Source organism: Veillonella sp. Ser01, assembly GCF_053850375.1.
The window spans coordinates 1-26,214 of the sequence record NZ_JBSPUA010000005.1; the positions used below are offsets into that span (position 1 = coordinate 1).

Sequence of the window (26,214 nt, forward strand, 5' to 3'; positions counted from 1 at the left end):
CGTTACCCCTCCAACTAGCTAATCAGACGCAATCCCCTCCTTCAGTGATAGCTTATAAATAGAGGCCACCTTTCATCTATCCTCGATGCCGAGGTCAGATCGTATGCGGTATTAGCAGTCGTTTCCAACTGTTGTCCCCCTCTGAAGGGCAGGTTGATTACGCGTTACTCACCCGTTCGCCACTAAGATTGATAGAAGCAAGCTTCCATCGCTCTTCGTTCGACTTGCATGTGTTAAGCACGCCGCCAGCGTTCGTCCTGAGCCAGGATCAAACTCTCCAAGATATCTTGAAGCTATTTGAATAGCTCATTATTTGTTGTCGTTACATTTAAGTAACTTTGAATTATGGTTGGTTTTGACTTTGTCAAAACCCGCACTCTGGCATATGTTCAATCGTATTGATTGATTACCTATCATTGTTCAGTTTTCAAAGATCTGTTACGTCAGGTTGTTGCCCTAACGACTTGTATAAGTATATCAGCGAAGTCTTAAATCGTCAACCTCTTTTTTCAAAGATTTTTTCAATTTATTTTCAACTGATTTTATACATACAATCATAACCAAATTCTCTAGAAATAGAGATAGAAAACTCACAAACCGAAGTTTGTGAGTTTTAATTTGGTGACTCACCCGCGACTCGAACGCGGGACACCCTGATTAAAAGTCAGGTGCTCTGCCAACTGAGCTAGTGAGTCATGTTGGCAGGGGTGGCTGGGATCGAACCAGCGCATAACGGAGTCAAAGTCCGTTGCCTTACCACTTGGCGACACCCCTACAGTGATTATGATGTGTAGGTTATGGGGTGAGTAGTGGGGATCGAACCCACGCGTAACGGAGCCACAATCCGCCGTGTTAACCGCTTCACCATACCCACCACCTTGTAGGTATCGAAGACGTTGTCTTCGTAACAAAGAGAATTATATCTGTTCTAGAGATTTGTGTCAACACCTTTTTCTCAATTTCATTTAACTTTTACAATTAAAATCAAGAAATGTATTATCTCTAATATAAACTCTTTAGCCTTATATACATAAGGAAGCACTTCGGAAGCAAAGGCCTCACGAATGGTGCTTCCCTATTATACATATAAATTACTTAGTTGGCAAATAGTTTTTTACAAAATTTGGCAAAGCAAAAGCAGCCTTTTGAATTTCATCATTATAGTACTTAGTTTCAAAGTTTTGTTCACGGTTTGGAGTCCATGTTAATGGATCATATGTTTTGGAACCCAACGTGAAGCAATGCATGCCTGCTGGGTAAATTGGAATAAATGCAGTATATAAACGTGCAATTGGGAAGTGATTATTTACATACCCAAATACTTTCTCTACTAGCGGTTGATGCAACATAGGAGATTCTGTTTGTTGCACAAACAAGCCGTCTTTTTTTAGAGCTTTCAAGGTATTCTTATAGAACTCTTCAGTGAATAGACCTTCACCTGGACCAATTGGATCAGAGCAGTCTACTATAATTACATCATAATAATCTTCTGCTTCTGCCATGAAACCTATACCATCGCCAATTTTTACAGTTAATTTTGGATGGTTTTCAATCATAGCTTTAGCAATAGTTGGTAAATATTGTTTTGCCAACTCTACTACCTTGCCATCGATTTCAACCATTGTTACTTCTTTTACACAGTCGTGACGTACACATTCTCTAGCTACGCCACCATCACCGCCACCGATGATCAGTACTCGTTCAGGATTTGGGTGTAAGAATAATGGAACATGACTCATCATTTCATGGTAGATAAACTCTTCACGTTCAGATGTTTGGAATACGCCATCTAATGCGAGCATTGTACCATACTCTTTAGATTTAAATACTTCAATTTTTTGGAACTCAGATTCACCTGAATATAATACTTCTTCTGCTTCAGCGCTGAGACGTAAATGAGGAGTTTGTTCCTCTGTAATCCATTGACTCATGTAGTACCTCCTACTTTTATACTACAATACGCACCGCAGGTTATTGCGATGCGTATGTATGTTACTTTAATTGCTCTATTACTTAACCTTTACGGCTAATATAACAGAAACCGCCACCTAAAATGGTATCTTTCATCCAATTCGCTAACGAAAAATCTCGGATCTCACCTTCATCAAAGATGCCACAGCGAATATCATCGCCATCCCTAAAAATCTTGTGAATTGGAACCCAATGCCATGTATAAAGAGCCTTTTCCTTGCCCTTATGACGATTCAAAAACGCCACAGGCACATCTTGTGCCAATGCATCATGAATAAACTGAGCTGCTGCCTCTACCTCTACACGAGAAGCACAGAAGGGAGACACATTTAACATATGTACATCATATGACAAGCCTTCGTCTTCTAATAAACGAACCAGGCCTCGTTCCATCCATTGCGTTTTATAGACACCACCACCGAAGCGTGGCTTCACATATTTCCAAACTAAGTTCATCCGTTCTAAAGCAAGCGTTTGATCGGATGTGGTTTCTAAATCTAATAAGCCATCCCTAAATAGCGAATAACTCAAAACTTGTGATGCCGATGTAGGACCACAACCAGACAGGCGTTGCCACTCATCTGTGAACCACTCTTGGTCATACCCATATGATGTCTTTCCGTCTACATCAATATATAGCCATTCCGGATGTTTAATAGATACATCATTCATGAGATTAACCTTCGATTACTTCAACAGTTTCCATGATAGCACCTTGATGGATACCATCAACTACGTCCATACCTTCAATTACTTTACCAAATACTGTATGTACACCATCCAAATGAGGTTGTGGTTCGTATACGATAAAGAATTGGCTACCACCAGTATTAGGACCACGGTGAGCCATAGACAATGCACCACGTTCGTGTTTGTGTGGGTTACCAATTAATTCATCTTTAATTGTGTAGCCAGGACCACCTGTACCATTGCCATTAGGGCAACCACCTTGAGCTACGAAACCAGGAATTACACGGTGGAAACGAAGACCATTGTAGAAACCTTTATTGATCAAATCAATGAAGTTTTGTACTGTGCCAGGAGCTTCTTTATCAAATAATTCAATTACAATATCGCCGCCGTCAGCCATATGGATTTTTGCTTTTTTCATTGTTCAGGTACCTCCAAAATTGTACGCAACACATGTGCTACTAATATAAAACCTGCCACTGGTGGCACAAAACTACATGTACCAGGGCTTGTTGCTTCCCCACGGAACTGTGGCTTTGTTGGTTTTTCTGTAGAAAATAAAACTAATTGTTTTTTTATGCCCCGTTTTTTTAACTCCCGGCGCATAACGCGCGCAAGAGGACATGTATGAGACTTATTGATATCAGCAATCATAAGTTTTTCTGGGTAAAAGCGATTACCACCGCCCATACAAGAAATAACAGGGATACTTTCACGTTGACAAACCTCAATAATATTCAGTTTTGCCGTTACCATATCGATAGCATCGATAACATAATCAACGTGCAAGCTTTGAATGAATCCAGGGTAACTTTCCTCAGTATACATAATATCATGAGTTTCTATCACCACATCCGGATTAATAGAAAGAGCTCGCGCCTTTGCTACCTCTACCTTACGCTCACCAATCGTGTCGTGAGTTGTAATCATTTGGCGATTCAAATTACTAGGTGCTATAGAGTCTCCGTCGATAAGAACGATTCGCCCAACACCTGCACGTACCAGAGCCTCAAGAGCTCCACCGCCTACACCACCGACACCAAAGAGAGCCACAGATGTATTCTTTAAGGTTTGGATTTTATCTGGTCCAACTAACCATTCTAAACGAGTTAACATATATTCCATTAATATTTACCCGCCGGAATGATTTCTGTCCAATAACCGTCTGGATCGGCAATAAAGTAAATCCCCATATCAGCATTTTCGTAGGCTACAACGTCCATCTCTTTGTGTTTTTTAAAAGCTGCTTCATAGTCATCTACATAAAATGCCAAGTGGAATTCATTATCTCCCAGATTATAAGGGCGATCCCAGTCACGCAACCAAGTAAGTTCTAATTCATGCGCTGTATATGGACTTTTTAAATATACAAGTATGAAAGCACCACTTGGATCTTCCAAGCGGCGAGATTCCTCAAGTAATAAAGCCTCTTTATAGAAAGCTAAACTTTTATCAAGATCCTTAACATTTATATTATTGTGAGCAAATGAAAATTTCATAGGACCTCCTTAATTAATTCCAGTATGTTTTTGTAGGAATTCTCCTCTTTTAATAGTATCACATTTGGCAATTCTATAGCTAGTTAATCACAAATTTTGCTGTACTGCCATCATCACCACGTGTGACCTCTAAGTGGGCAGGTATACGGGTCTTTAATTCAGGTACATGAGAAATCATGCCGATGAGGCGTCCAGAAGATTGTAATTGTACCAATGTTTCCATGGCAAGTTCTAATGTATCTGGATCTAAAGTACCAAAGCCTTCGTCGATGAACATCGTATCCATATGAATACCACCTGCATAACTTTGAATGACATCGGCAAGACCTAAGGCAAGAGCCATTGATGCCAAGAATGTTTCACCACCAGACAAGGTGTTCGCTGGTCTTGATTGACCTGTGAAAGCATCCATAACGGCCAAATCAAGGCCTTGTTTGCCACGACCACCACCGGTATAGTCAGACCGCTCCAAGGAATATCGACTACGACTCATCTTTTGAAGTCGTAAATTGGCGGCATACACAACTTCATCTAAAATGGCACCTAGCACATATCGTTCAAAGGTTACATTTTTAAAGCCTTGTTCACCTCCATTGGCTAAGTCGTTAAGACGGCTTAAGAAAGTGATTTCCTCACGAGCTTCGCCCATAGCCTTTTCCAGTTCTTCTAATGATGCTAATGTGGTTTCAATATGTTTTGTTTCTTTATCCCAAGCCGCAAGAGAACCTACTAAATTATCACGTTTCTCTACGGCCGTATCATATGCTTCGTCAGAAACCGTATCACTTGGTTCTATTACAGACTGGGCATGTTTCAAAGCCGCATCATATACAGCTTGAGCTGTACTAAAAGCCTCATCTAATGCATGTAGCTCAGTTCTAAACGTATCTAAGGCCTTATAATCACCTAGTGCATCTATAAAGTCATCTTCAGATACAGAAATTGATTCTAATGATTTTACATATTCTTGGTAAAATCTATCAAGATTTTTTGTTTCTTCCTGCACTTGTGTAAATAAGATTTCTAAACGACCCCGTTTAGCGTTGAGCTGCTCTTTAGCGGCATCTAGACTTGATTTACAAACCTTCAACTGCTCATCGTATGTGTTAATTTCAGTCTCTAATGATTCGATCTGTTTATGCCATGCATCAAGATCTGTAGTTGGCAATATCTTAGATAACCCATCTATCTTAGCCTGTACAGAGCTAATCTGAACCGCTACGTCATGCAAATTATTAAGTAATTCATTATGACCGATTTCCAACTTTGATAATATACCTTTAGCCTCAACCAAGTCATGCTCATTTTTAGTTATAATTTCGGTCAACTGTTCAGTGTCTCTACGTAAAGCTGTAAGCTGCTCCATTTGAGACGCCAAGCCTTGTTGAATTGAATCAAATGCATCTTCTGAAAAATTATCAATAGATGATTTGAGTTTAGAAACTTGGTCTTTAACTTGCTCATCTAACTCATGTAGACGAATCGATAACGTTTCTTTCTGACCAATTTCGCTAGCCTGCTTTTGCAACACCCCATCACGCACTGCACGCGCCTCTTCTACTTCCTCTTTTGTAGGATATAACTCAGGCTTAGATGCTAACTGTGGATGCTCTGTAGAGCCGCATACAGGACATGGCTCATTATCTACTACTAAATGGACGAGTTCAAACGCTCGTCCCTCTGCCATCAAATGTTCTAAACGTTCAAGCTGTATCTTTGAGTTATTTACTGTTTTATCTAGAGTTGCTAACGACCTCTCTTTAGCATCGATATCGTTTTGAACCTTATCTTTCTCTACCAACAATTCAGAATATCGTTGCAACTGGCTCAACTGTTCTTGGATGTGAGGAATAGACTCTAATGCTTTACTATTAGCTTGGAACTGTTTTCTCGCTTCAACTAACGCAGCCTCTAAATCAGCAACTAGCTCGTGCTGAGCCTGTAACTTAGCTTCACTTTTCTCGCGGTCTTGTGTTTCTAACTGGCTATTTAATGTGCTCAATTCCTTATTTAGCACTACTAACTCATTAAACTGTTCGGCCTGCTGTTGTAATTGAGCCAACGTAGTCCGCTTAGCTTGCATAGTTTCAGCTTGAGATTCTAACGTTTCATAAGCCTCTGTACATTTAGACTCATGTTGAGTTGCAGCCTCTACACTTTTTTTTGCATCTGAAAGTGCCGTTTTCAAGGTTTTTAATACAGCCTGTTTATCACCAAGTTGTTTATACAATTCATAGCTTGGTGTTAACCCGGTGAGGAACTGAACCTTTTCATTTAAACTAGACCGCTCCTTTTCTCTTTCTTTTACCAAGTCTAATTTGTTCGTAGCCTCAATAAGAGATTGTTGTACCTGATTATATAAGGCCCACTCATTGCGTAATGTATTGAACTGGTCCACTACATCTACAGCTTTATCACGTTCAACAACAAGCATATCACGATGAGGTTCTCTATCTTTCAAAAGTTCCCGTACATGCTCAATAGTTAGTACAGGGATTTCCTCATCATGCGGAATGGATTGCAGTAATGCAGATTGTTTTGTTATATTTTCTTCAATACCGGATTTTGCCTCATCATAAGCAGATTTTAGGGCATCCTGTAATCTTCGATATAACTCAGTTCTAAAGAGTGTATGTAATAACTCCTCCCGTTCACTGGTAGAGGCTACTAATAATTTTCCAAACTCCCCTTGCGGCAAAAGTACTACTTGTAAGAATTGATCTTTACGAAAACCTATGATTCGTTGAATCGTATCCCGAATAGCAGCGGCAGAGGTAGCGATAACTTTCCACTCGCCATCTTTCATTTCGTATACAGTAGCACTAGCATTCTGCTCACGCATACCTGTACCACGTTTTTTAGCTACCAATTGTTTTGGCAATCTTTCAACACGATACCGAGCCTCACCAATAGCAAAGGAAAAATCAACACGGGTCATACGTTCAGGTTCTGCAAAATCACTGCGGATAGCATCTGTTTTTCGCACTTCCCCACTAGGTTCACCATATAAGGCATATACCATAGCATCTAGTATAGATGTTTTCCCTGCCCCCGTAGGACCAGAGATAAGAAACATGGAGTGATCTTGAAGAGTACTAAAGTCCAAGGTAACCGAATCGCGGTACGGACCAAAGGCTTCTATAGTTAAAGATATAGGCTTCATTTAGTCCTCCTTTAGAATTCGATCCCATACAGAGTTGATGTATTGTTGCTCACGCTCTGTTAATGGTTCTTTCCACACGGTTTCAGCAAATTGATTAAATAATTCGCGCTCGTTTAACTCTTTAAAAACGGCTTCATCCATATCTGCCATAGGAGTTGCCACGCGACCTACTAAATCAATAGTCATACATCGATGATACACTTGGCGCAGCTTAGCCATCCCATCCATTATAGGCATCGTATCAAGTAATCGAGCCTGCACATAATCGTCTTTGTGCTTAGCTTGTAATTCTTTATTATTTAGGAGGTCTTCAAAGTAACCTTCTAAAATAACTACATCTCGCTTCGCATCTACAGGAATGGTGCTAATATCTACTTGCCCCTTTGTATTCATATCAACGATGGTAAAAGATTTCTTCTGCGTATGCTCATCAAAGGAATACTTTAATGGCGATCCGCTATAACGAATATAGTCTGCCCCCATTCGTTGAGGCCCATGCAAATGGCCAAGAGCTGTATATTGAAAGTCTTTAAAGACTTGTGGACTTACTTGTTCACTACCACCGATAGACAAGGTCCGCTCAGAGCCACCTACATCACCGCCCATTACAAAGGCATGACTAATAGCAATGCTACGCATCCCCTTTGGCACTTGTTTGAACAAGTAGTCACTCCAGGCCTGATACATTTGATCGTAATTATGTAAATTAAGTGAAGCTGGCTCTTGCTCATCAGTCTCCACATAGGAGAACAGGGAGTCCTCGCTCATATCTATATCAACTGGTTTTGATACAATTGCACCCAGACCTAATGCATCTCCAATGCGACGAGGTTCACTAAAGGGCATAGGGCAAATGGCCACTTTGCCATCAGCACCTTCAAATTCAAAGGGTTGTAATGCATGATGAGGGGAGCCCCAAATATGGATACCAGAACGACTTAACATAGAGCGGCCCACCTCAAGGCGTTCAGCGCCGTCGTGATTACCACTTACCACAAAGAGAGGTACCTTATAATCCATAGCAAGACGAGTAATGATGGAATCCCATAACTCAATAGCTTCAATAGGCGGCACTGCACGATCAAATATATCCCCTGCGAGCAATATACCGTCGATTTTTTCATCTTTCAAAATAGAAAAGAACTGATTCTCTAACACATGAGCTTGGTCATCTGTTAAATACTGACCATAAAAAATACGTCCTAAATGCCAATCAGCAGTATGTAAAAAACGCATTTTATCCCCCTTTCCAGCTCTCCCTATACCTTATCTAAATGTATTTATATAAATAATTATATAACTAAGACTGCGTTTTAGCTTAATTATTGATTCTCTACAATAGAGCGCAACATAGCAATTTCTTTTGCATAACCATCTAATTCGTTTGGCGTTTCTAAATAGAACGGCAAGTTCGTCAATTTAGGATGTGTCACAATATGAGCAATGGCGTCGATACCAATGTGACCTTCACCAATTTTTTCGTGCCGATCTTTATGAGCGCCCATAGGGTTTTTAGAGTCATTCAAGTGAATGGCTTTTAAACGGTCTAAGCCTACAATACGGTCAAACTCATCAATAACACCATCAAGATTATTGACGATATCATAACCACCTTCATGAATGTGACAAGTATCTACACAAACGCCCATGTACTCTTTTAATTTGACGCCGTCGATGATACGAGCAATTTCTTCAAAGCGGGAACCAATTTCTGTTCCTTTACCAGCCATGACTTCTAAGAGAACTGTTGTTTTCATGCCAGGGAATAAGATTTCATTCAAACATTCTACGATATATTCGATGCCTTGATCTACACCTTGCTTTACATGGCTACCAGGGTGAAAGTTATACATTTGGCCTGGTAAATATTCCATACGCTCTAGGTCTTCTGTCATGGCTTGTTTTGCAAAAGCACGCAAATCTTCTTTTGCTGCACATGGATTATACGTGTAAGGTGCATGAGCTAATAAGGTGCCAAAGTTATGTTCTTTCATATACGCACTCAAGCTATTCATATCCTCTACATCGAGGGCACGCATACTACCACCACGAGGATTTCGTGTAAAATATTGGAATGTATTGCCCCCAATTTTTGTAGCTTCCTTCCCCATGTTTAAATAACCTTTGCTAATTGATAAATGACTGCCGATGACAAACATAATACTCCTTTATATTTATATAATTCTAAAATTCTAAAATACTCAATTCTAATATCTATTCTATTGCGCTTACATCTATTTCAAAAGCCTAATGAATATAAGACATATATAACTAATATAACCCCTACCGTGAAGGAGCCCTTCGCGACAGGGGTTATGAATTAATGGCTTTCTTTTTTAGCACACTCAGGGCATACACCTTCAAAGGTAATATGTTGACCTGTGATTTGATACTCGCTACCTTGATCAGCAATTGTTTTGATAGCTTGTAAATCAATGCCCATCATATCCTCTACCTTGTTGCAACGGATACAACGGATATGGGAATGAGCTTGTGTGTCCCAATCGTAATGAGCGCGCTCATCACCAACTTCTAAAATTTTTACAAGACCGATTTTTTCAAAAATCTCCATTGTCTTGTACACAGTTGCCAAGCTCATGCTTGGATGTTCTGGACGCAACGTATGATACAACATTTCTGCTGTTGGATGATCATGATGACCACGCAATGCATCATAAATCGCAATACGTTGTGGGGTCACTTTAAACCCTTGGCTACGCAGAATTTGTGCGATATCCATAATACTCTACTCTACCTTTCTCCACTTGGAAATCTATAAGGCATCGACCATTATCGGCCATTCACAAGAAATAATTATTATCTATTATATCAGAATTCTCAACACTTATCAAGATAGATAGTATTAACTATTAAGTAATAAAAAATGTGGATTGCTCGTAAGCAATCCACATTCTATTAGTCTTTAAAGTAAGGTTTGAAACCTTCACCTTGATGACGAGGTTTTTTATCACCACGTGGACGATCAGATCTACGATCATCTCTGCGGCGGTCATCACGACGTTCACCTCTGCGGTCATCACGGCTGCGACGAGGGCGGTCATCGCGACGACGATCTCCGTCACGGCGGCGATCACCATCTCTACGACGATCACCACGGCGGCGGTCACTACGACCACCTTCACGGCGACGGCGTACACGCAATGGTTTTTCTTCTGTAATATTTACAGGAGTTGTATCTGGTTCTTTTGTTAACAATTTAAGAGCTGCTGCCAAAAGTGTTACAGAATCTGTATCATTCAACAATTCCTCTGCACTAGATTTGAATGGCGCTAATGCTTCTAAATTATCTGTCATTTCAACGAGGCTTTCAATTGCCAAACGTTGTTGACCTTCAAGAACTTCACCTAAGGAAGGTGCACGGCGGCGTGCAATTTTACGTTTTGTTAAACGCTCGATAGCATGTAAATGCTCCATTTCACGAGGGATAACGAACGTGAAAGCTTGACCAGCTTTACCAGCACGGCCTGTACGACCTACGCGGTGTGTGTAGCTTTCAGGATCTTGAGGCATATCGTAGTTATATACGTGAGATACACCAGAAATATCAAGACCACGAGCTGCCACATCAGTAGCCACGAGAATATCGATGGTACCTTCGCGGAATTGACGAATTACGCTGTCCCGTTTTTGTTGAGACAAATCGCCATGAATGCCTTCCGCCATGTAACCACGTTTCTTAAGACCTTCAGTTACTTCATCAACACGACGTTTTGTACGTGTGAAGATAATAGCAAGTTCAGGTGTTTGAATATCGAACAATCGGCAAAGAACATCGAATTTTTGACGGTCTTGCACTTCGATATAATATTGTTCAATTAAGTCCATCGTAACTTGAGTCGGTTTCATACGAATCAATGTTGGCTCTGTCAAATATGTTTCAGCTAATTGTTGGATAGCTTTAGGCATAGTTGCAGAGAACAACAATGTTTGATGGTCTTCTGGGATAGCACCCAAGATTTTATTGATATCATCAACAAAGCCCATGTTTAACATTTCGTCGGCTTCGTCCAATACCACAACTTTCACATGGTCAAATTTAATAGAACCACGGTCCATATGGTCCATCAATCGGCCTGGAGTGGCAACGATGATTTGAGGGTTCTTTTTCAAGGCACGGAACTGACGATTAATATCTTGACCACCATAGATAGGTAGTGCTGTGATATTCGTGTATTGAGCCATTTTGTTAAGCTCTTCAGCTACTTGGATAGCTAATTCTCGTGTAGGGGATAAAATAACTACTTGAACGTGACGCTCATTCCCGTCTACGCGTTCCAATACAGGCAAGCCAAATGCTGCTGTCTTACCAGTACCTGTTTGAGCTTGACCGATCATGTCTTTACCGCTCATGGCTACTGGGATAGCTTCCTGTTGAATTGGCGTAGGCTCTTCAAAGCCCATATCGTTTAACGCTCTTAGAACAGGTTCGCTAATCATTAATTGTTCAAATTTTTCTAACATCTAAATGTGTTTCCTCCTATCGCGCACGAATTATGCGCGTTAGAATAGTATATCATATTTCGAAGGTGAGCGCTATAAGAGTAATTGCGAATCTAAACTAAATAGACTTTCTTCTCTCCCTTAAATGTTCTATTAAAACAATTCCACCTGATACACAAAGGAAAACAAGGTATGATAAATGAATAGGCGTATACAAGCATTCAACAAGAACAACCCATAGAAGTAATAGTAATTTAGAAATCCATTTTGTTGTTATTCTATCGGCTATCATAAATATAGATAAATTAATAATTATTTTAATGATTATCGCAGCGATTATAACGATTGATGTAAATTCTTCTCTATAATCTGTCAGTTCATATAAGGGATATAATAAATAACTTAACACAACGCTAAGTATTATTAAGAACCAAATATTTATGCCCTTAAAAAATTTACATTGTCTATAATAGAAAACTCCAACCAAAAGAAAGAGTAAAACACTAAGCAATATGCCTATAACTAATAGATAATCTAAATGAATCATGGTTTATACTGTCCTTTAATCATTTTCACCAGTCTCTTTTACAATACACTCTTAAATATTCTTAATTATAGCATACGGCAGCTCCACACTTATTAGATACTGATCCTCTATATTATGCACAAAAAAGGCACCTCGAAGGAGGTGCCTTCTTATTATGGTTTATTGAAGAATTCTATATTATTAGTCTAAGATAATAAAACAATATATATTTTTTATTTAGAATAATACCTTCCTAAACGCATAGATGCAAACAGTAATAAACATCAGCATCGAAAATGCGGCAATGAGTCCACGATTGTAATATATACTATCTCTTTTTTGAAAATATCCTGTACACAGTGTAACAAGTGTAAAAATAGTCCAAATACTTCCATAACTCACAATTACTGTATAATTTCTATCAATTATAATTTTAAGAATCAGTAGAACTAAACTTATAAGAGAAATAATAGACAAATATTTTGTTAAACTACCAAAAACTCTATGTTTTTTTATATATTCATACTCTTCATTAATTGAAGTCTTACGAATTTCAAGTTTATATAAGGCTATTCCCGATATGATAGATGCAAAAACAAACGTACTACCTAATATTGTTAATCTACTCATCTTTTACCTCATTTTTCATCGACGATACTTTTCTCGTATTCAAGCTTTCTCTTTACTACTTAAAGAATATATCTTTAAACGCATAAGCAGAGCCTACAGCACCGAATAATATTGAAGCAATAGCAATAATCCCACGTTTATAATACAAACTGTCTCGCTTTTGAAAAAATCCTGTACACATTATAAAAAGTAGAAAGAATGCCCAAGCCCCTCCAAATCGTGACATAAACTCATAATCTTTATAGACTAAAAAGTTAAGGTTTAATAGCAATATACTCACAATTGCAATTATTGTTAAATACTTGGTTAAATTACCAAAAGCTCTATGTCTTTTGATATATTCATATTCTTCATCAATGACACGTTTACTAATCTCAAGTTTATATAACCCTATAGATAACGACATAGATATGAAAATCCAAAAATATCCTAACATTTCAAGTTTTTTCATTTTTTACCAGTCTCTTTTACAATACACTTTTAGATGTTCTTTATTATAGCATACGGCAGATCCATACTTATAAGATACTAATTTCCTATATTATGCACAAAAAAGGCACCTCATTCGAGGTGCCTCATTGTTATAGTTTATTGGAGAATTGTATGGTATTAATCAACTATATAAGTAAAATTATATTTTAGGTATAATATGATTAAAAGAACGTACTTCAAAATACCGCCAATAATTAAGCAATGCCTGTTAAGCAATTACAATTTACTGAATATTCTAAAGTAGTATAAAAGGAATACCAATGAAACCATTTACTCTTAAAAGATTTGTATTACTACCGTTGATTATACTATCCCTCATACTAACAACAGGTTGTCATCTTCTATCACATTATAGTGAGGATGAGATACAACAATATATAAATAAGAATTATCCTAATCTGACCTATCACCTAGAATCACAACGGAATCATACATGGCAAGTCACCTTTGATAAATATCCACAAATGCCCATTGAAATATCTGAAGTCATGCACACCTCGGCACCAGTTGTACCACAAGTTGAGCGAATACTAATAACCAACATTCCGTTGATAACTGTATTTCCATTAATGAAAAACCATTTAACAGCAGAGGAGTTATCCTATGCTACATATGACACATCTACCTTGTATATTGAAATGCCTATCCCTTATTCAGCCATACAAAACCAAGATGTAGAAAGTTTTTATAATCGTATGGATCAATTCTGCAAAGAATATGCTAACACCTATCCAGACTTCAAAGAAAGGATATTTATTAGAGTCATTATAAAACCGTCTGATGGTTCTGATTCACCTGAAGAATATAGAAGAATATTCCGTTTATCTCAATATTGATAAAAGAGGTGCCTCCTAAGGAGCACCTCTTTCATTTATGAAACGATATTGCCATTTGATATTCTAGAAATATTATATGTGACATCATTTCACACTATCATCAACAATTCTTATAATCCTCCTAAAGAAATCATATCCACCATTTATATAATCACCCATTCCTACTTCCCTATCTTGAAAATATGGTGAAATAGGAAGATATCCCCACACAACACCTAATCCTCCACATAAATTGCGGCCACCATCTCCACCTTTATAGGAAAACACATCATTATCATATACAATTTCTCTACAATACGGATCGTCACCTATAACAAGGCCAAAAAAGTTTTCTTTTTCTAACGTATAATCTCCATCATTATCCATCCATTCCATATGCTTTAAATTCATAGAGAAATCTATATTGTTTCCCCATGGAAAGATAGTTCTACACCCCTTGCCAGCTAAATACTCCCACTCTCTTTGTGTAGGCAAAGAATATCTATTTTCTTTTATATCCTGTAAAAGTTTCTTAAATGTGGTTTCTTCATAAAGTTTGCCACACCAATTGCTATCGTCTGTTTTATATAAACAAACAGTGTTGTGCACCATCACTTCAGAAATACCTTTTTCCTCGGCTTTTTTTATCATCTGTTGCCACTCTTTATTTTGTCTGAGTGTCTCATCTGAAATAGGTATCCAACAAGTTTCACTATACTCTTTTTGTACCAATAATGGATGGATTACAAACTCATCTTCTTGAGTAAAATTATGTTTAAAATACGTTTCTATGTTGGATAGTACCTCTTCATCTTCTAGTGTTTCCCTAATCTTAGTTTGAACATCGTCTTCACTATAGATTTCCTCTTCATATCCCTCGACAAATGGATAGGCAAGCTCCGCTAAATTTTCATCATTAAAAATATCCTGAAATGGTTTATTTTTAAAATCAAATCCTAACGTAACAGTATCTCCAGGAACAAATACAAATTCTATACCATCATGTGAACGATATACCGCCGTATATGTGGATTTTCCAAAGGCAGTAAATTCTTTAAAGCATATTAATTCTAAATTATATATTTTTCCAATCTTATTTAATAATTCCATTCTATCGCTAGTAGATAACAAATCATATTGGGGATTATACAATTTTTTGATGGGAATAGGATTCATTAATTTGATACTCCTTATTTTTATCTAGTACAAATATTCTTCACTATGTATTTACTCTATTTGTTTAAGTATTGCCTTAGGGTTTGATTTTCTAATGGCCCTCTCTAAACAATACGATTTTATATGGCTACAATTATAGTATACCGTATTCTTTCACGGATAATAAGCTATTATTAAGCACAAAAAAGGCACCTCCAAGGAGGTGCCTCATTGTTATAGTTTATAGGAGATTTGTATTTTATTAATCTAAGTCGTAGAAACCAGATGGTTTATCGCTCAAGTTAATAATGATATTTTTCATTTGAGTGTAGTGTTCAAGGATAACTTTGTGAGTTTCACGGCCGATACCAGATTGTTTGTAACCACCAAATGGTGCACCTGCTGGGATGGAGTTATATGTATTTACCCACATACGACCTGTTTCGATTGCTCGAGCTACGCGGATTGCACGGTTGAGGTTTTGAGTAAATACGCCACCTCCAAGACCGTATAAGCTGTCATTAGCTTGTTCAATAACTTCTTCTTCGCTGTGGAACTTAATTACAACAGCTACAGGGCCGAAGATTTCTTCACGAGCTACGCGCATATCATTTGTAGCATCTACGATAAGTGTAGGTCTAATGAAGCAACCCTTACCAAGTTCGCCGTCAGTAACGCGTACACCACCAGCTGCAACGCGAGCGCCTTCTTCTTTGGCAAGCTCTACATAGCTAAGTACTTTCTTAACTTGATCTTCGTAAATCAAGGAACCAAGTTGTGTAGATTCTTCCCAAGGTAAGCCAACTTTTACTTTATCAAATAAAGCGGAAAGTTCAGCTACAAATTTATCATAAATTGTATCTTGTACGAAGATACGGGAACCTGCGCAGCATACTTGACCTTGGTTGAAGAGGATACCGAGCATTGCCCCATCAAGAGCTTGTTTCCAGTTTGCATCTTCAAAGAAGATATTCGCAGATTTACCACCTAATTCCAATGTAGCAGGAATCAAGCGTTCAGACGCTGCTTTATATACATCAAGACCTACTTCTGTAGAGCCTGTGAAAGCAAGTTTACTGAAACCAGGATGATCAAGGATATATTGACCAGATTTAGAGCCTTTACCAGTTACGATATTCACAACCCCTGGAGGCAAGATTTCTTTCAAAATATCGCCTAATACTAAAAGGCTAAGGGATGTATGGCTAGAAGGTTTGATAACAACTGTACAACCTGCTGCAAGAGCTGGTGCCAATTTCCAAGCAGCCATTAGGAATGGGAAGTTCCAAGGTACGACTTGACCTACAACGCCAATTGGTTCGCGAACGATGAGGCTCAATGTATTTTCATCCAATACTTGTGCAGATCCTTCTTCTGAACGAAGCACGCCAGCGAAGTAACGGAAATGGTCAGCACCAAGTGGAATATCTACGTTCAAAGTTTCACGGATTGGTTTACCATTGTCATATGTTTCAACTTGTGCCAAGTACTCTTTGTGAGCATCAATAGCTTCAGCAATTTTTAACAAGTAATCAGCGCGCTCTACTTGAGATACTGTTTTCCAAGTTTTAAAAGCTTCTGTTGCAGCGTCTACCGCTTTATCAACATCGTCTTTCGTAGCCTCTGCACAGATAGCGAGTTGTTCGCCATTAGCAGGGTTATATACATTAAATTCAGCGCCGTCAGATGCAGCTACCCATTCATTATTAATTAAAAGTCCATATCTTTCTTTAAGGTTCAAGCTCATAGCATTACCTCCTATGTAGGAATATAGATTGAGGAAGATTTCCTCTGTGATTTCATCATACGCCTTATATCTAAATATTTCAATCAGATATATCATTTTCGATATATCTAATCTGCATTATTATACATAGTTTTAAGTTATATAGAAAAACCGCACCCTCAAAATCCATAGAGAGTGCGGTTTTGTGTACAATGACTTTTAGTCAAGAGTATTTCTCAATAATATAATTCAATTGATACTAATTGTTTTACCGACCACCATTGTTGCGGTCATTATTACGGTTATTGTTACGATTGTTGTTTCGACGTTGTCCGTTGTTATTTCTGTTTCGGTTATTATCGCTATTCTTTGGCTTTTCTGGTTGCAATGCTTTTACAGACAAACCGATACGATTGCGTTTTACATCAACAGAAATAATTTGAGCTTCAATAATATCGCCTACAGCCAGCACATCAGATGGATGTTGGCGGCTGTTACAAAGTTCACTACGATGCAAAAGACCATTCGTTTTAAGACCAAAGTCTACGAAGGCACCAAAATCAACTACGTTGTGAACAGTACCTTTTACCACAGTACCAACCTTGATATCTTCAAGGCTTACCACATGTTTTCTAGTAAGTGGTGCTGGCAAATCTTCACGAGGGTCACGGCCTGGTTTTGCCAAAGCGCCTAAGATATCTCGTACAGTCGGTACACCCGCATCAAGTTTTACGGCCAGTTTTTCCGCATCAACAAGCGGTAATTTCACTTGTAACGCTTCCAATTGCGCTTTGTCTTGCAAATCGTTCAAGGTAAAACCTAATTCACCAATAATGCGTTCTGCCAATTCATAAGACTCAGGATGGACAGATGTATTATCTAGTGGATTTTTACCGTGTTGTAAGCGAAGGAAGCCCGCACACTGTGTGAACGCCGCAGGACCTAAGCGAGGTACTTTCAACAAGTCTTTACGACTTTTAAATACGCCATTCTCTTGACGATATGCAACGATATTTTTAGCCACCGTGCTAGAGATGCCCGCAATGTGTTGCAAAATAGCAGGAGATGCCGTATTGAGCTCTACTCCAACATGGTTAACTACAGTTTCAACGACTTGATCTAAGGTATGAGTCAACTGTTTTTGATTTACGTCATGTTGGTATTGACCTACACCGATAGATTTTGGATCAATCTTAACAGATTCAGCCAATGGATCTTGTACACGGCGCGCAATCGATACGGCACCGCGTATGGTTACGTCTAAATCTGGCAATTCATCGATAGCCAATTTAGAAGCAGAATATACAGATGCGCCTGCTTCATTGGTGATGATATAGTGGCAGTCTAATTTTTCTTCTTCAATCATGGTGGAAGCAAACTGCTCTGTTTCATAGGATGCAGTACCATTACCAATAGATAAGAGAGTAACTTTGAACTTACGGATTTTATCAGCCAATACCTTTTGCGCTTCTTTGCGAAGCTTTTCACTATTCGTTAAATAGTAGGCACCGTAATCTAGCACATTACCTTGTTGGTCGATGATAGCCATCTTACAACCTGTACGGTAACCAGGGTCAAGGCCCATGATAACGTGCCCTGCCAAAGGTGGTTGTAACAATAGATTTTTAAGGTTTACCCCAAATACCTTGATAGCTTGTTCGTCCGCATTTTCCGTCAACTCATTGCGGATATCACGCTCTAGAGCAGGGAAAATTAGACGTTTATACGCATCGGCTACTGCAGCCGCTTTATAGTCTCCGAAAATAGACTTTGGATTTTCCTCTAACTTTTGCACCATGTAAGTAACATACGTATCACCTGGTACTGTAAGGGCTAATTTCAAAGCCCCTAATTTTTCACCGCGATTAACCGCCAAGATACGGTGAGACGGCATTTGACGAACAGGCTCGGCATATTCCGCGTATTGCAAGAACTGTTGTTGTACCTCTTCATCACCAGTCAACTCAGCTTGAATAAAGCCTTCGTTCCACATCTTTTTGCGCAAGTACGCACGGAAGTCTGCACTATCGCTGACAATTTCTGCTACGATATCTGACGCACCTTGAATAGCGTCCTCTGGTGTGGGCACCTCTTCCGTTACAAAGTCTTTAGCAATCTCTAAAGGATCACCAGTGGTAACCGTATCGTTAAGGATCATTTCCGCCAACGGCTCCAAGCCTCGTTCACGGGCAATCATCGCACGTGTGCGTTTCTTAGGACGGTATGGTAAATACAAATCCTCTAACTCTTGAAGCTTTGTTGCGGCCTCTAAGGATTTCATCAACTCGTCGGTCATCTTTTCTTGCTCTGTAATAGATGCAATGATTTCTTGACGACGTGTTTCCAAGTTACGCAAGTATTTAATGCGTTCTTCAATGGTACGCAATTGCTCATCTTGCAATTCGCCCGTTACTTCTTTACGATAACGCGCAATAAATGGCACCGTATTGCCTTCGTCCAATAATTCTACGGCAGCTTGCACCTGCTTTGGCTTAACATTTAATTCACTGCCAATAATGGCAAACATTCTTTCACTCATTTAGATGCCTTTCTGCGATAGGTTACAAAACGATGAGGATATTTGTTCTTTTCATCCACCGCGCCGTCTACAACGGATTCAATGGTGAAAGCCTCCTCTGGGAACTCTGGGAAAAATGCATCCCCTTCAAATTCGTGGTCTACTTCTGTAATGTACATCGTATCCACGTAAGGCAAGAAAGCCTCGTATACTTGAGCACCGCCGATAACATAGGCCGCATCAAGAGTACGCGCTGCTTCTGCAGCTGCCTCAGGACTATGGAAAATCTTAACCCCTTCTGGTGCATCAAAGCCCTTATCACGGGTAATCACCCAGTGCTCACGATTTGGCAACAAGAACGGCAAACTTTCAAAGGTCTTACGGCCCATAATGATGACATGACCTGTAGTTTTCTCTTTAAAGAATTTCAAATCATTCGGCAAGTGCCAAATCAAGGTATTATCTTTACCGATCACACGATTATGTGCTACGGCTACGATTAATGCTAACATACTAGCCTCTTTCAATTAATGGTATATGGCAATAGTCATACATAGGATTCCAATTCGCAATGGTCATGAACATAATACTATATCTACAGCCATACGTATCATGCTATTTAACAATTATCATGAATTTAGTGCTATACAGCAACAGTCATGGACAATTTACCTAGATGTTCATACCCGTCTAATGTAACGTCCTCTGGTGTGAAGTCATAGAAGTCTTTTACTTCAGGATTCACAATAATTTTCGGGGCTAGCAACGCTTGATCACGACGTGCTAACTGCTCGCGCAATGCTTCTACATGGTTTTCATAGACATGAGCATTGTTGATAACATGAGTAAACTTACCAGGCTTAAGACCTGTTACTTGGGCAATCATGCATTGTAATGCTGCATATTGAGCTGTATTAAATGGAACGCCAAGGCCCATATCGCCACTACGTTGAATGAGCATACAGTTCAACTTGCCATCAGCTACGTCCCATAATGTTTCATACGCACATGGTTGCAATGCCATATCATCTAAATCTTCAATATTCCACAATGTAACAATCATACGACGGCTATCAGGATCTTCCTTGATAGTCTTGATGAGATTATCAAGTTGTTTGTACTTTGCAATTTGGTAACCATAGGCCTTACCAATAGTGCCATCTTCACGCATCCACTCATCCCATACGCGCACGTTCATTTCTTGTAATTTGCGTACATCGTTAGATTGCATTTGCCAAATCCATAACAATTCTTTTACCGCCGTTTTGAAAGCTACAAATTTTGTAGTCAAAATGGGAAATTCCTCTTGTAAGTCGAATTGCATAATTTGATGTGGCAATTTATAGGTTGCAACACCGGTACGGTTTTGACCATACGTGCCATGTTCTAAAATATTTTCAATAATACCGAGGTATTGTGTATCTGCTAGACTCATATGTCCCCCTAAATCTATGTATACTACGTCGAATAATACTAACCTTATATCTTACAATATATAGTACTATCATACTAAAAAATACATAGTACTACCATATATACAGTAAAATTTATTATCCCTTATATTCTGCAATGGCCTGTAAAAAACTGAGGCCATATTTTTTCAATTTTGCTTCCCCTACACCCTTAACATTGCCAAACTCACCTAATGTAGTGGGTCGTAAATTGGCTAGGTCAATAAGGACTGTATCGGGGAAGATAAGATATGGTCGAAGCCCTGCTTCTTCGGCTAAGCGCTTGCGATGTTGTCGTAAATGTTCAAATAAACCACCCGGGCCGGAACTAGATTTTTCTCGTGATGTAGTAGACGTAGACCGACTAGTTCTAGATGGTACAGACACATGTTGTCTGATTTCCTCCACCTCTTTATGCCCACTGAGGACCTCCTCAGCACCAGCCGTCAAGGATAGTACAGGATATTTACCTGAAGAACTACGCAAATAACCAGAAGCTACAAATTGTTGGATGAGCCCTTTAATAGATTTCTCGTCTACATTACTTAGTAAACCAAATACAGGGAGTGCATCGTGGCCTGCCCGCATAATACGATCAGTTCGCTCACCGCGCACGATAGAGGTAATCATAGAGGCACCATAGCGTTCATCAGTGCCCATAATAGCACGGAAAATAGCCTTCGCCTCTTTTGTTACATTGACCTTATCACCGGAGCCTTTACAGGAACTACAATTATCACAAGTGGTCCAAACGGTGCTTTCACCAAAATAGTTAAGCATATATTTACGTAAACAATTACTGCAGAAACAGTAATCAATCATGGACTGTAATTTACGGAGCTCCACCTCTTGTCGCTCAGGCGTCTCGATGGACTGTTCAATCAAATATTTATGAACTTGTACATCCTGCCCACTGTAGAGCAATATACATTCTGCAGGTGCTCCATCGCGACCTGCGCGGCCCGCCTCTTGATAGTAGGACTCCATGTTGCGCGGCATTTGGTAGTGCAACACATAGCGCACATTACTCTTGTCGATGCCCATACCAAAGGCATTAGTAGCCACCATGACCTGCAGTTTATCATCTGCATAAGCATTTTGCATCTCACGGCGCACCTCATCACTGAGACCTCCGTGATAATGGCCCACCTTAATGCCTGCACGAGTCAGATTTTCATACACCCGGTCTACATCCTTACGCGTCGCACAATAGATAATACCATTTTCATTAGCATGTTGGCGCACATAGTGAACCACATAATCCATGCGCTTTGGTGTACGGATGACAGAGAACGATAAATTAGGTCGATCAAAGCCCGTTACATACACATTTGCCTTATCTAGGCCTAATAGTTTTTTTATATCATTTTCTACATATTTCGTAGCTGTCGCGGTGAAAGCACCTACAATAGGTCTCTTTGGCAGAGAGTTGAGCCACTCACCGATGAGGCGATAGGACGGTCTAAAGTCATGGCCCCATTCGGAGATACAATGAGCCTCATCCACAATGACTTGAGCAATAGGCAAGGCTCGCAGCACATTACAGAAGAAATTAGACCCTAGTCGCTCTGGTGCAATATATAAGAGCTTGATCTTACCGCTACGCACTTCGTACATCGTTTTATTAAATTCCGCTTGGGTGAGCGTACTATTGATAAGCGCCGCTGGTATATTCTGCACTAAAAGACCATCCACCTGATCTTTCATAAGAGAAATCAATGGAGAGAACACGATAGTAAGGCCAGCCTTGCAAAGTGCAGGTATCTGAAAACAAATGGACTTACCTGCCCCCGTCGGCATGATACCAATTACATCTTCATTACGTAATAAGGAGGCAATCGGAGCCTCTTGAGCCGGTCTAAAGGAGGTATACCCAAAGTAAGTTTCTAACATGCGCAGTGCTTGTTGCTTTGTCACAACTGGTTGTTTCACAGTTTCTTGTTTTGTCGCAACTGGTTGTTTTAGATTGTCTTGTTTTGTTGTTCTCTGTTGATCCATGGGTACCTCCTTTCACGTGTTATTTTTCCATTCTATTATTTTATCATATTTCGAGTATTTTCGGCTTTTTAGTATATACGATTTATAGGTTAACCGTCTAATGCCCAAGATGAAAGTATATGCTTAAAATCCGTATGAAAATCAATAAAATCTCACCAAATTTTTACACTCTAAAGTGCTAATATATGATACAATAAGAATTATTTATAATACTATAGAATGAAAATTTAACCTAAGGAGGTCTTATATAGGCATGACACAAGACAACTTAATGATTATTATCGCCTTTGCCTTATATCTAGGACTCATGATGTATATTGGGGTCTATTACTACAGGAAATCAAACAGTATTGGCGATTACATCCTCGGCGGCCGACAATTAGGACCATGGATCACAGCACTGAGTGCGGAAGCATCAGATATGAGTGGTTGGATGCTCATGGGTGTACCGGGCCTCGCGTATACAACGGGGATCTCCGGAGTATGGATTGCCGTAGGCCTTACGCTAGGGACTTGGGCAAACTGGAAATTCGTGTCTAGACGCTTGCGTAACCATACAGAGGTAGCTAGCGATAGCTTAACACTACCAGATTACTTAAAGAATCGTTTCCACGATCAATCCCATTCGGTAGCTGTTATCTCAGCCCTATTCATCTTGATTTTCTTCTTGATTTATACATCATCAGGGTTCGTAGCAGGTGGCAAACTGTTCAATACCATCTTTGGTCTTGATTACACCGTATCCCTCTTTATTACAGCGGGCATCGTCGTATTTTACACTTTCCTCGGTGGTTTCCTCGCCGTATCTTGGACGGACTGTATTCAAGGGGCATTGATGTTCTTTGCCATCTTAGCAGTACCAATTACAGCAGCCATGTTTATGGGGGGTCCTATTGAAACATTCCAACTCATTCAACACGAGTTCCCTCAAGGTCTTAGCTTATTTGGCAATCCATCCGATTGGTTCACTTGGGCTATCGGCTTAATCTCCGCTCTCGGTTGGGGCCTAGGTTACTTTGGTCAACCTCACATTCTCGTAAGATTCATGGCCATCTCCGACGGGAAAGAGTTAAAAAAATCTACGAATATCGCCATGGTATGGGTTATCTTATCCCTTATGGCAGCTATCGCGGTAGGCCTTATCGGTCACGTATACATGTTGCCAGATAAATTAGTCGGCACTGATGCGGAAACAGTATTCCTCATCATGACAGAACGTCTCTTTACACCATTTATAGCAGGTCTCATCTGGTCTGCCGTATTAGCAGCTATCATGAGTACTGCATCTGCACAATTGTTAGTAACAGCTTCCGCTATTGCTAATGACCTTTATGCGAATATCATTCATCCTAAAGCAAGCGATAAAGAGCTAGTACTAGTAAGCCGTATCGTAGTGCTACTAGTTGCATTAATAGCCATCTATATGGCAATGGATCCAGATAGCTACATCTTAACAATGGTTGCCTATGCATGGGCAGGTTTTGGTGCTGCCTTTGGTCCAGCTATCTTGTTCTCCTTATTCTGGAAACGTATGACACGTCATGGCTGTATCGCAGGTATCGTCGTAGGTGGTTTAACCGTACTCATTTGGAAACAATTTGGATTCCTCGGCCTTTACGAAATCGTACCAGGCTTCCTCTTCTCTTCCATCGCTATCTATGTAGTGAGTATCATGGGTAAATTACCTCCTCGTCCAGTTCTTAAGGACTATCGCGAAGCAGAAAAAATGCATGTTCTATAAATTAGAAATCGGACGTTTAAAATAGCATACATAAAAATAGAGCTAGTTGATTCAACGATCAACTAGCTCTTTTATTATGAGTATTGTTCTAAGCCTTCCTTAATAGCTTCTTTCACTTCTGCTACCAAGGATGCTGGTGAAAGTACTTTCACACTTTGCATATATTGAAGTGCCCAATACTTAAAGGCATCATGATTTACACGTACACGGCATACAACATCATCAGATGTGACGTTCGTGAATTCCACATTGCCATCGAACCAATCTAAAATTTGGTTTACAATAGACCGCTTTGCCTTAAAACTTACGGTAATGGATTCACCGCCAAACATGTAAATATGTTCTTTTACATATTGTGATACATTAAAGGTGCGTTGCTGATTATAGCCCTTTATCTCCCGTAAAGGTTTTCTGCGTTCGCTCAGCACCGTAATGTGTGCAATTCGATCGACACGCAATGTAGACATGTCATCATAATTTTCATGGTTCCCAACTAGGTAATAGTGTCCCCGATTCATAACTAGTTGGAATGGATTGAATACATACTTTCGCTCCTTATTATCTGGACCGAGATTGATATGTAATCGTTTATCCACGTCAGGTTGGCAATAAGCCAAGGAAATTTTTCTCCCCTTTTGTATTGCTTCCTCTATGAGATCAATATTAAGGAATAAGTCCTGACTTCTATGAAGGTAACCCGTAGCACTTTCAATATCAATACCATGGGGCTTGAAATGAGAGCTACCCAATTTAGCAACACGACTAATTAAATCCTTACGTTGAGATGCGGTGATATGACGAGACGCCAAAATACCGTCAATTAATAATCTCAATTCTGAATCTTCAAAGGTATGAATCATATAGAAATCAGTACGGCGAATAGTACCATCTGCTCCTACGGCAGACTCTTCACATTGAATACCAAAATCACCAGATTCATATAAATCATTTAAATGACGGCCTAAGGTCTTCCGATCGACGGATACCTCGTACCGCTCGGCTAATATACTGCGAATCTCCTCTTGAGATAAAGTATGATTAGCATCCGTTTCACTTTTCAGGATTTCTAGTATATATACTAGAACGGCCTTCTTAGATGCCATAAAAGACTCCTTTTACAAATAATACAATAAAAACAACATTGTAACTAATACAATTTATAATATCATCCACAACACATCGGATGATGTTCACAAAAATACCCATACATAGTATACCATACTTTTCATATATGGTTCATTTATTTCTCATTAATTTTATCGATTTACTATACTTTTTTGGCAATATTATATAACTAAATGTAATAATTATTAAAAAAGATTAAATTAAATTATATAAAACAAAAACCCATTACTACTTAATACACATAAATGTTATA

The 26,214-nt window shown here is 39.2% G+C and carries 21 protein-coding genes, 3 tRNA genes and 1 rRNA gene; 2 read left to right on the forward strand and 23 right to left on the reverse strand.

Translation table 11 applies throughout. The features are described 5' to 3' along the window. The 16 genes from ACWTVK_RS08100 to ACWTVK_RS08175 form a co-directional block, all read right to left on the reverse strand. Positions 1-284 (reverse strand): 16S ribosomal RNA (locus ACWTVK_RS08100); the annotation flags it as partial. Between the two features lie 335 nt (positions 285-619). Continuing rightward, a tRNA-Lys gene (locus ACWTVK_RS08105) sits at positions 620-695 on the reverse strand. Positions 696-699: 4 nt separating this feature from the next. After that, a tRNA-Gln gene (locus ACWTVK_RS08110) sits at positions 700-774 on the reverse strand. A gap of 24 nt (positions 775-798) precedes the next feature. Next, positions 799-874, reverse strand: a tRNA-His gene (locus ACWTVK_RS08115). 217 nt (positions 875-1,091) lie between these two features. After that, positions 1,092-1,931: a polyamine aminopropyltransferase gene (gene speE / locus ACWTVK_RS08120; protein ID WP_308522767.1), complete on the reverse strand. Its 840-nt coding sequence runs from the start codon at positions 1,929-1,931 to the stop codon at positions 1,092-1,094. Between the two features lie 82 nt (positions 1,932-2,013). After that, positions 2,014-2,643, reverse strand: a complete 630-nt coding sequence (locus tag ACWTVK_RS08125; protein ID WP_060924502.1) for a hypothetical protein — start codon at positions 2,641-2,643, stop codon at positions 2,014-2,016. A gap of 4 nt (positions 2,644-2,647) precedes the next feature. Continuing rightward, positions 2,648-3,082 (reverse strand): peptidylprolyl isomerase, encoded by a 435-nt coding sequence (locus ACWTVK_RS08130; protein ID WP_005385683.1) that lies wholly within the window; start codon positions 3,080-3,082, stop codon positions 2,648-2,650. Then, positions 3,079-3,786 carry a tRNA threonylcarbamoyladenosine dehydratase gene (locus tag ACWTVK_RS08135; RefSeq protein ID WP_456046506.1) on the reverse strand — a complete coding sequence of 236 codons (708 nt, stop codon included), beginning with the start codon at positions 3,784-3,786 and terminating at the stop codon, positions 3,079-3,081. The genes ACWTVK_RS08130 and ACWTVK_RS08135 overlap by 4 nt, the downstream gene beginning before the upstream one ends. Continuing rightward, the gene (locus ACWTVK_RS08140; RefSeq protein WP_456046507.1) at positions 3,786-4,160 is read right to left on the reverse strand and encodes a VOC family protein; all 375 of its coding nucleotides are present in this window, start codon (positions 4,158-4,160) and stop codon (positions 3,786-3,788) included. Before ACWTVK_RS08140 ends, ACWTVK_RS08135 begins: the two co-directional genes overlap by 1 nt. Positions 4,161-4,239: 79 nt before the next feature. Then, positions 4,240-7,323 (reverse strand): AAA family ATPase, encoded by a 3,084-nt coding sequence (locus ACWTVK_RS08145; protein ID WP_456046508.1) that lies wholly within the window; start codon positions 7,321-7,323, stop codon positions 4,240-4,242. Then, positions 7,324-8,559: an exonuclease SbcCD subunit D gene (locus tag ACWTVK_RS08150; protein ID WP_456046509.1), complete on the reverse strand. Its 1,236-nt coding sequence runs from the start codon at positions 8,557-8,559 to the stop codon at positions 7,324-7,326. An 86-nt stretch (positions 8,560-8,645) separates the two neighbouring features. Then, a complete protein-coding gene (locus ACWTVK_RS08155) occupies positions 8,646-9,482 on the reverse strand; it encodes a deoxyribonuclease IV (RefSeq protein ID WP_456046510.1) in 837 nt (278 codons plus the stop codon). Positions 9,483-9,643: 161 nt separating this feature from the next. Further along, on the reverse strand, positions 9,644-10,063 hold the full coding sequence (locus ACWTVK_RS08160; protein WP_005385669.1) for a Fur family transcriptional regulator: 420 nt from the start codon (positions 10,061-10,063) through the stop codon (positions 9,644-9,646). Between the two features lie 176 nt (positions 10,064-10,239). Further along, on the reverse strand, positions 10,240-11,805 hold the full coding sequence (locus ACWTVK_RS08165; RefSeq protein ID WP_456046511.1) for a DEAD/DEAH box helicase: 1,566 nt from the start codon (positions 11,803-11,805) through the stop codon (positions 10,240-10,242). 742 nt (positions 11,806-12,547) lie between these two features. Beyond that, a complete protein-coding gene (locus ACWTVK_RS08170) occupies positions 12,548-12,940 on the reverse strand; it encodes a hypothetical protein (protein WP_105084859.1) in 393 nt (130 codons plus the stop codon). Positions 12,941-12,995: 55 nt separating this feature from the next. Continuing rightward, positions 12,996-13,391, reverse strand: coding sequence for a hypothetical protein (locus ACWTVK_RS08175; RefSeq protein WP_456046512.1), 396 nt, complete (start codon positions 13,389-13,391; stop codon positions 12,996-12,998). Positions 13,392-13,692: 301 nt separating this feature from the next. Between ACWTVK_RS08175 and ACWTVK_RS08180 the strand changes: the two genes are divergently transcribed. Then, on the forward strand, positions 13,693-14,268 hold the full coding sequence (locus tag ACWTVK_RS08180) for a hypothetical protein (protein WP_456046513.1): 576 nt from the start codon (positions 13,693-13,695) through the stop codon (positions 14,266-14,268). 84 nt (positions 14,269-14,352) lie between these two features. Here the strand turns inward: ACWTVK_RS08180 and ACWTVK_RS08185 are convergent, their stop codons facing one another. The 6 genes from ACWTVK_RS08185 to recQ form a co-directional block, all read right to left on the reverse strand. After that, positions 14,353-15,423, reverse strand: a complete 1,071-nt coding sequence (locus tag ACWTVK_RS08185; RefSeq protein WP_456046514.1) for a hypothetical protein — start codon at positions 15,421-15,423, stop codon at positions 14,353-14,355. Between the two features lie 241 nt (positions 15,424-15,664). Then, entirely contained in the window at positions 15,665-17,149 is a 1,485-nt protein-coding gene (locus tag ACWTVK_RS08190; protein WP_456046515.1) for an aldehyde dehydrogenase family protein, read from the reverse strand. Between the two features lie 247 nt (positions 17,150-17,396). Next, positions 17,397-19,667, reverse strand: a complete 2,271-nt coding sequence (locus tag ACWTVK_RS08195) for a Tex family protein (RefSeq protein WP_456046516.1) — start codon at positions 19,665-19,667, stop codon at positions 17,397-17,399. Beyond that, positions 19,664-20,158, reverse strand: a complete 495-nt coding sequence (locus ACWTVK_RS08200) for a dihydrofolate reductase (RefSeq protein ID WP_456046517.1) — start codon at positions 20,156-20,158, stop codon at positions 19,664-19,666. Before ACWTVK_RS08200 ends, ACWTVK_RS08195 begins: the two co-directional genes overlap by 4 nt. Positions 20,159-20,289: 131 nt before the next feature. Further along, positions 20,290-21,081 carry a thymidylate synthase gene (locus ACWTVK_RS08205; RefSeq protein ID WP_456046518.1) on the reverse strand — a complete coding sequence of 264 codons (792 nt, stop codon included), beginning with the start codon at positions 21,079-21,081 and terminating at the stop codon, positions 20,290-20,292. A gap of 115 nt (positions 21,082-21,196) precedes the next feature. Next, positions 21,197-22,990, reverse strand: a complete 1,794-nt coding sequence (recQ, locus tag ACWTVK_RS08210; RefSeq protein ID WP_456046552.1) for a DNA helicase RecQ — start codon at positions 22,988-22,990, stop codon at positions 21,197-21,199. Between the two features lie 358 nt (positions 22,991-23,348). Between recQ and putP the strand changes: the two genes are divergently transcribed. Further along, positions 23,349-24,836, forward strand: a complete 1,488-nt coding sequence (gene putP / locus ACWTVK_RS08215) for a sodium/proline symporter PutP (RefSeq protein WP_456046519.1) — start codon at positions 23,349-23,351, stop codon at positions 24,834-24,836. Positions 24,837-24,910: 74 nt separating this feature from the next. Here putP and ACWTVK_RS08220 read toward each other — a convergent pair whose 3' ends face one another. After that, positions 24,911-25,939, reverse strand: coding sequence for a helix-turn-helix transcriptional regulator (locus ACWTVK_RS08220; protein ID WP_105084871.1), 1,029 nt, complete (start codon positions 25,937-25,939; stop codon positions 24,911-24,913). Positions 25,940-26,214 lie beyond the last annotated feature (275 nt).

Bases quoted from the DNA above. Each gene is read 5' to 3' on its own strand.
- speE (WP_308522767.1), bottom strand. From the start codon at position 1,931: ATGAGTCAATGGATTACAGAGGAACAAACTCCTCATTTACGTCTCAGC.
- ACWTVK_RS08125 (WP_060924502.1), bottom strand. From the start codon at position 2,643: ATGAATGATGTATCTATTAAACATCCGGAATGGCTATATATTGATGTA.
- ACWTVK_RS08130 (WP_005385683.1), bottom strand. From the start codon at position 3,082: ATGAAAAAAGCAAAAATCCATATGGCTGACGGCGGCGATATTGTAATT.
- ACWTVK_RS08135 (WP_456046506.1), bottom strand. From the start codon at position 3,786: ATGGAATATATGTTAACTCGTTTAGAATGGTTAGTTGGACCAGATAAA.
- ACWTVK_RS08140 (WP_456046507.1), bottom strand. From the start codon at position 4,160: ATGAAATTTTCATTTGCTCACAATAATATAAATGTTAAGGATCTTGAT.
- ACWTVK_RS08145 (WP_456046508.1), bottom strand. From the start codon at position 7,323: ATGAAGCCTATATCTTTAACTATAGAAGCCTTTGGTCCGTACCGCGAT.
- ACWTVK_RS08150 (WP_456046509.1), bottom strand. From the start codon at position 8,559: ATGCGTTTTTTACATACTGCTGATTGGCATTTAGGACGTATTTTTTAT.
- ACWTVK_RS08155 (WP_456046510.1), bottom strand. From the start codon at position 9,482: ATGTTTGTCATCGGCAGTCATTTATCAATTAGCAAAGGTTATTTAAAC.
- ACWTVK_RS08160 (WP_005385669.1), bottom strand. From the start codon at position 10,063: ATGGATATCGCACAAATTCTGCGTAGCCAAGGGTTTAAAGTGACCCCA.
- ACWTVK_RS08165 (WP_456046511.1), bottom strand. From the start codon at position 11,805: ATGTTAGAAAAATTTGAACAATTAATGATTAGCGAACCTGTTCTAAGA.
- ACWTVK_RS08170 (WP_105084859.1), bottom strand. From the start codon at position 12,940: ATGAGTAGATTAACAATATTAGGTAGTACGTTTGTTTTTGCATCTATC.
- ACWTVK_RS08175 (WP_456046512.1), bottom strand. From the start codon at position 13,391: ATGAAAAAACTTGAAATGTTAGGATATTTTTGGATTTTCATATCTATG.
- ACWTVK_RS08180 (WP_456046513.1), top strand. From the start codon at position 13,693: ATGAAACCATTTACTCTTAAAAGATTTGTATTACTACCGTTGATTATA.
- ACWTVK_RS08185 (WP_456046514.1), bottom strand. From the start codon at position 15,423: ATGAATCCTATTCCCATCAAAAAATTGTATAATCCCCAATATGATTTG.
- ACWTVK_RS08190 (WP_456046515.1), bottom strand. From the start codon at position 17,149: ATGAGCTTGAACCTTAAAGAAAGATATGGACTTTTAATTAATAATGAA.
- ACWTVK_RS08195 (WP_456046516.1), bottom strand. From the start codon at position 19,667: ATGAGTGAAAGAATGTTTGCCATTATTGGCAGTGAATTAAATGTTAAG.
- ACWTVK_RS08200 (WP_456046517.1), bottom strand. From the start codon at position 20,158: ATGTTAGCATTAATCGTAGCCGTAGCACATAATCGTGTGATCGGTAAA.
- ACWTVK_RS08205 (WP_456046518.1), bottom strand. From the start codon at position 21,081: ATGAGTCTAGCAGATACACAATACCTCGGTATTATTGAAAATATTTTA.
- recQ (WP_456046552.1), bottom strand. From the start codon at position 22,990: ATGTTAGAAACTTACTTTGGGTATACCTCCTTTAGACCGGCTCAAGAG.
- putP (WP_456046519.1), top strand. From the start codon at position 23,349: ATGACACAAGACAACTTAATGATTATTATCGCCTTTGCCTTATATCTA.
- ACWTVK_RS08220 (WP_105084871.1), bottom strand. From the start codon at position 25,939: ATGGCATCTAAGAAGGCCGTTCTAGTATATATACTAGAAATCCTGAAA.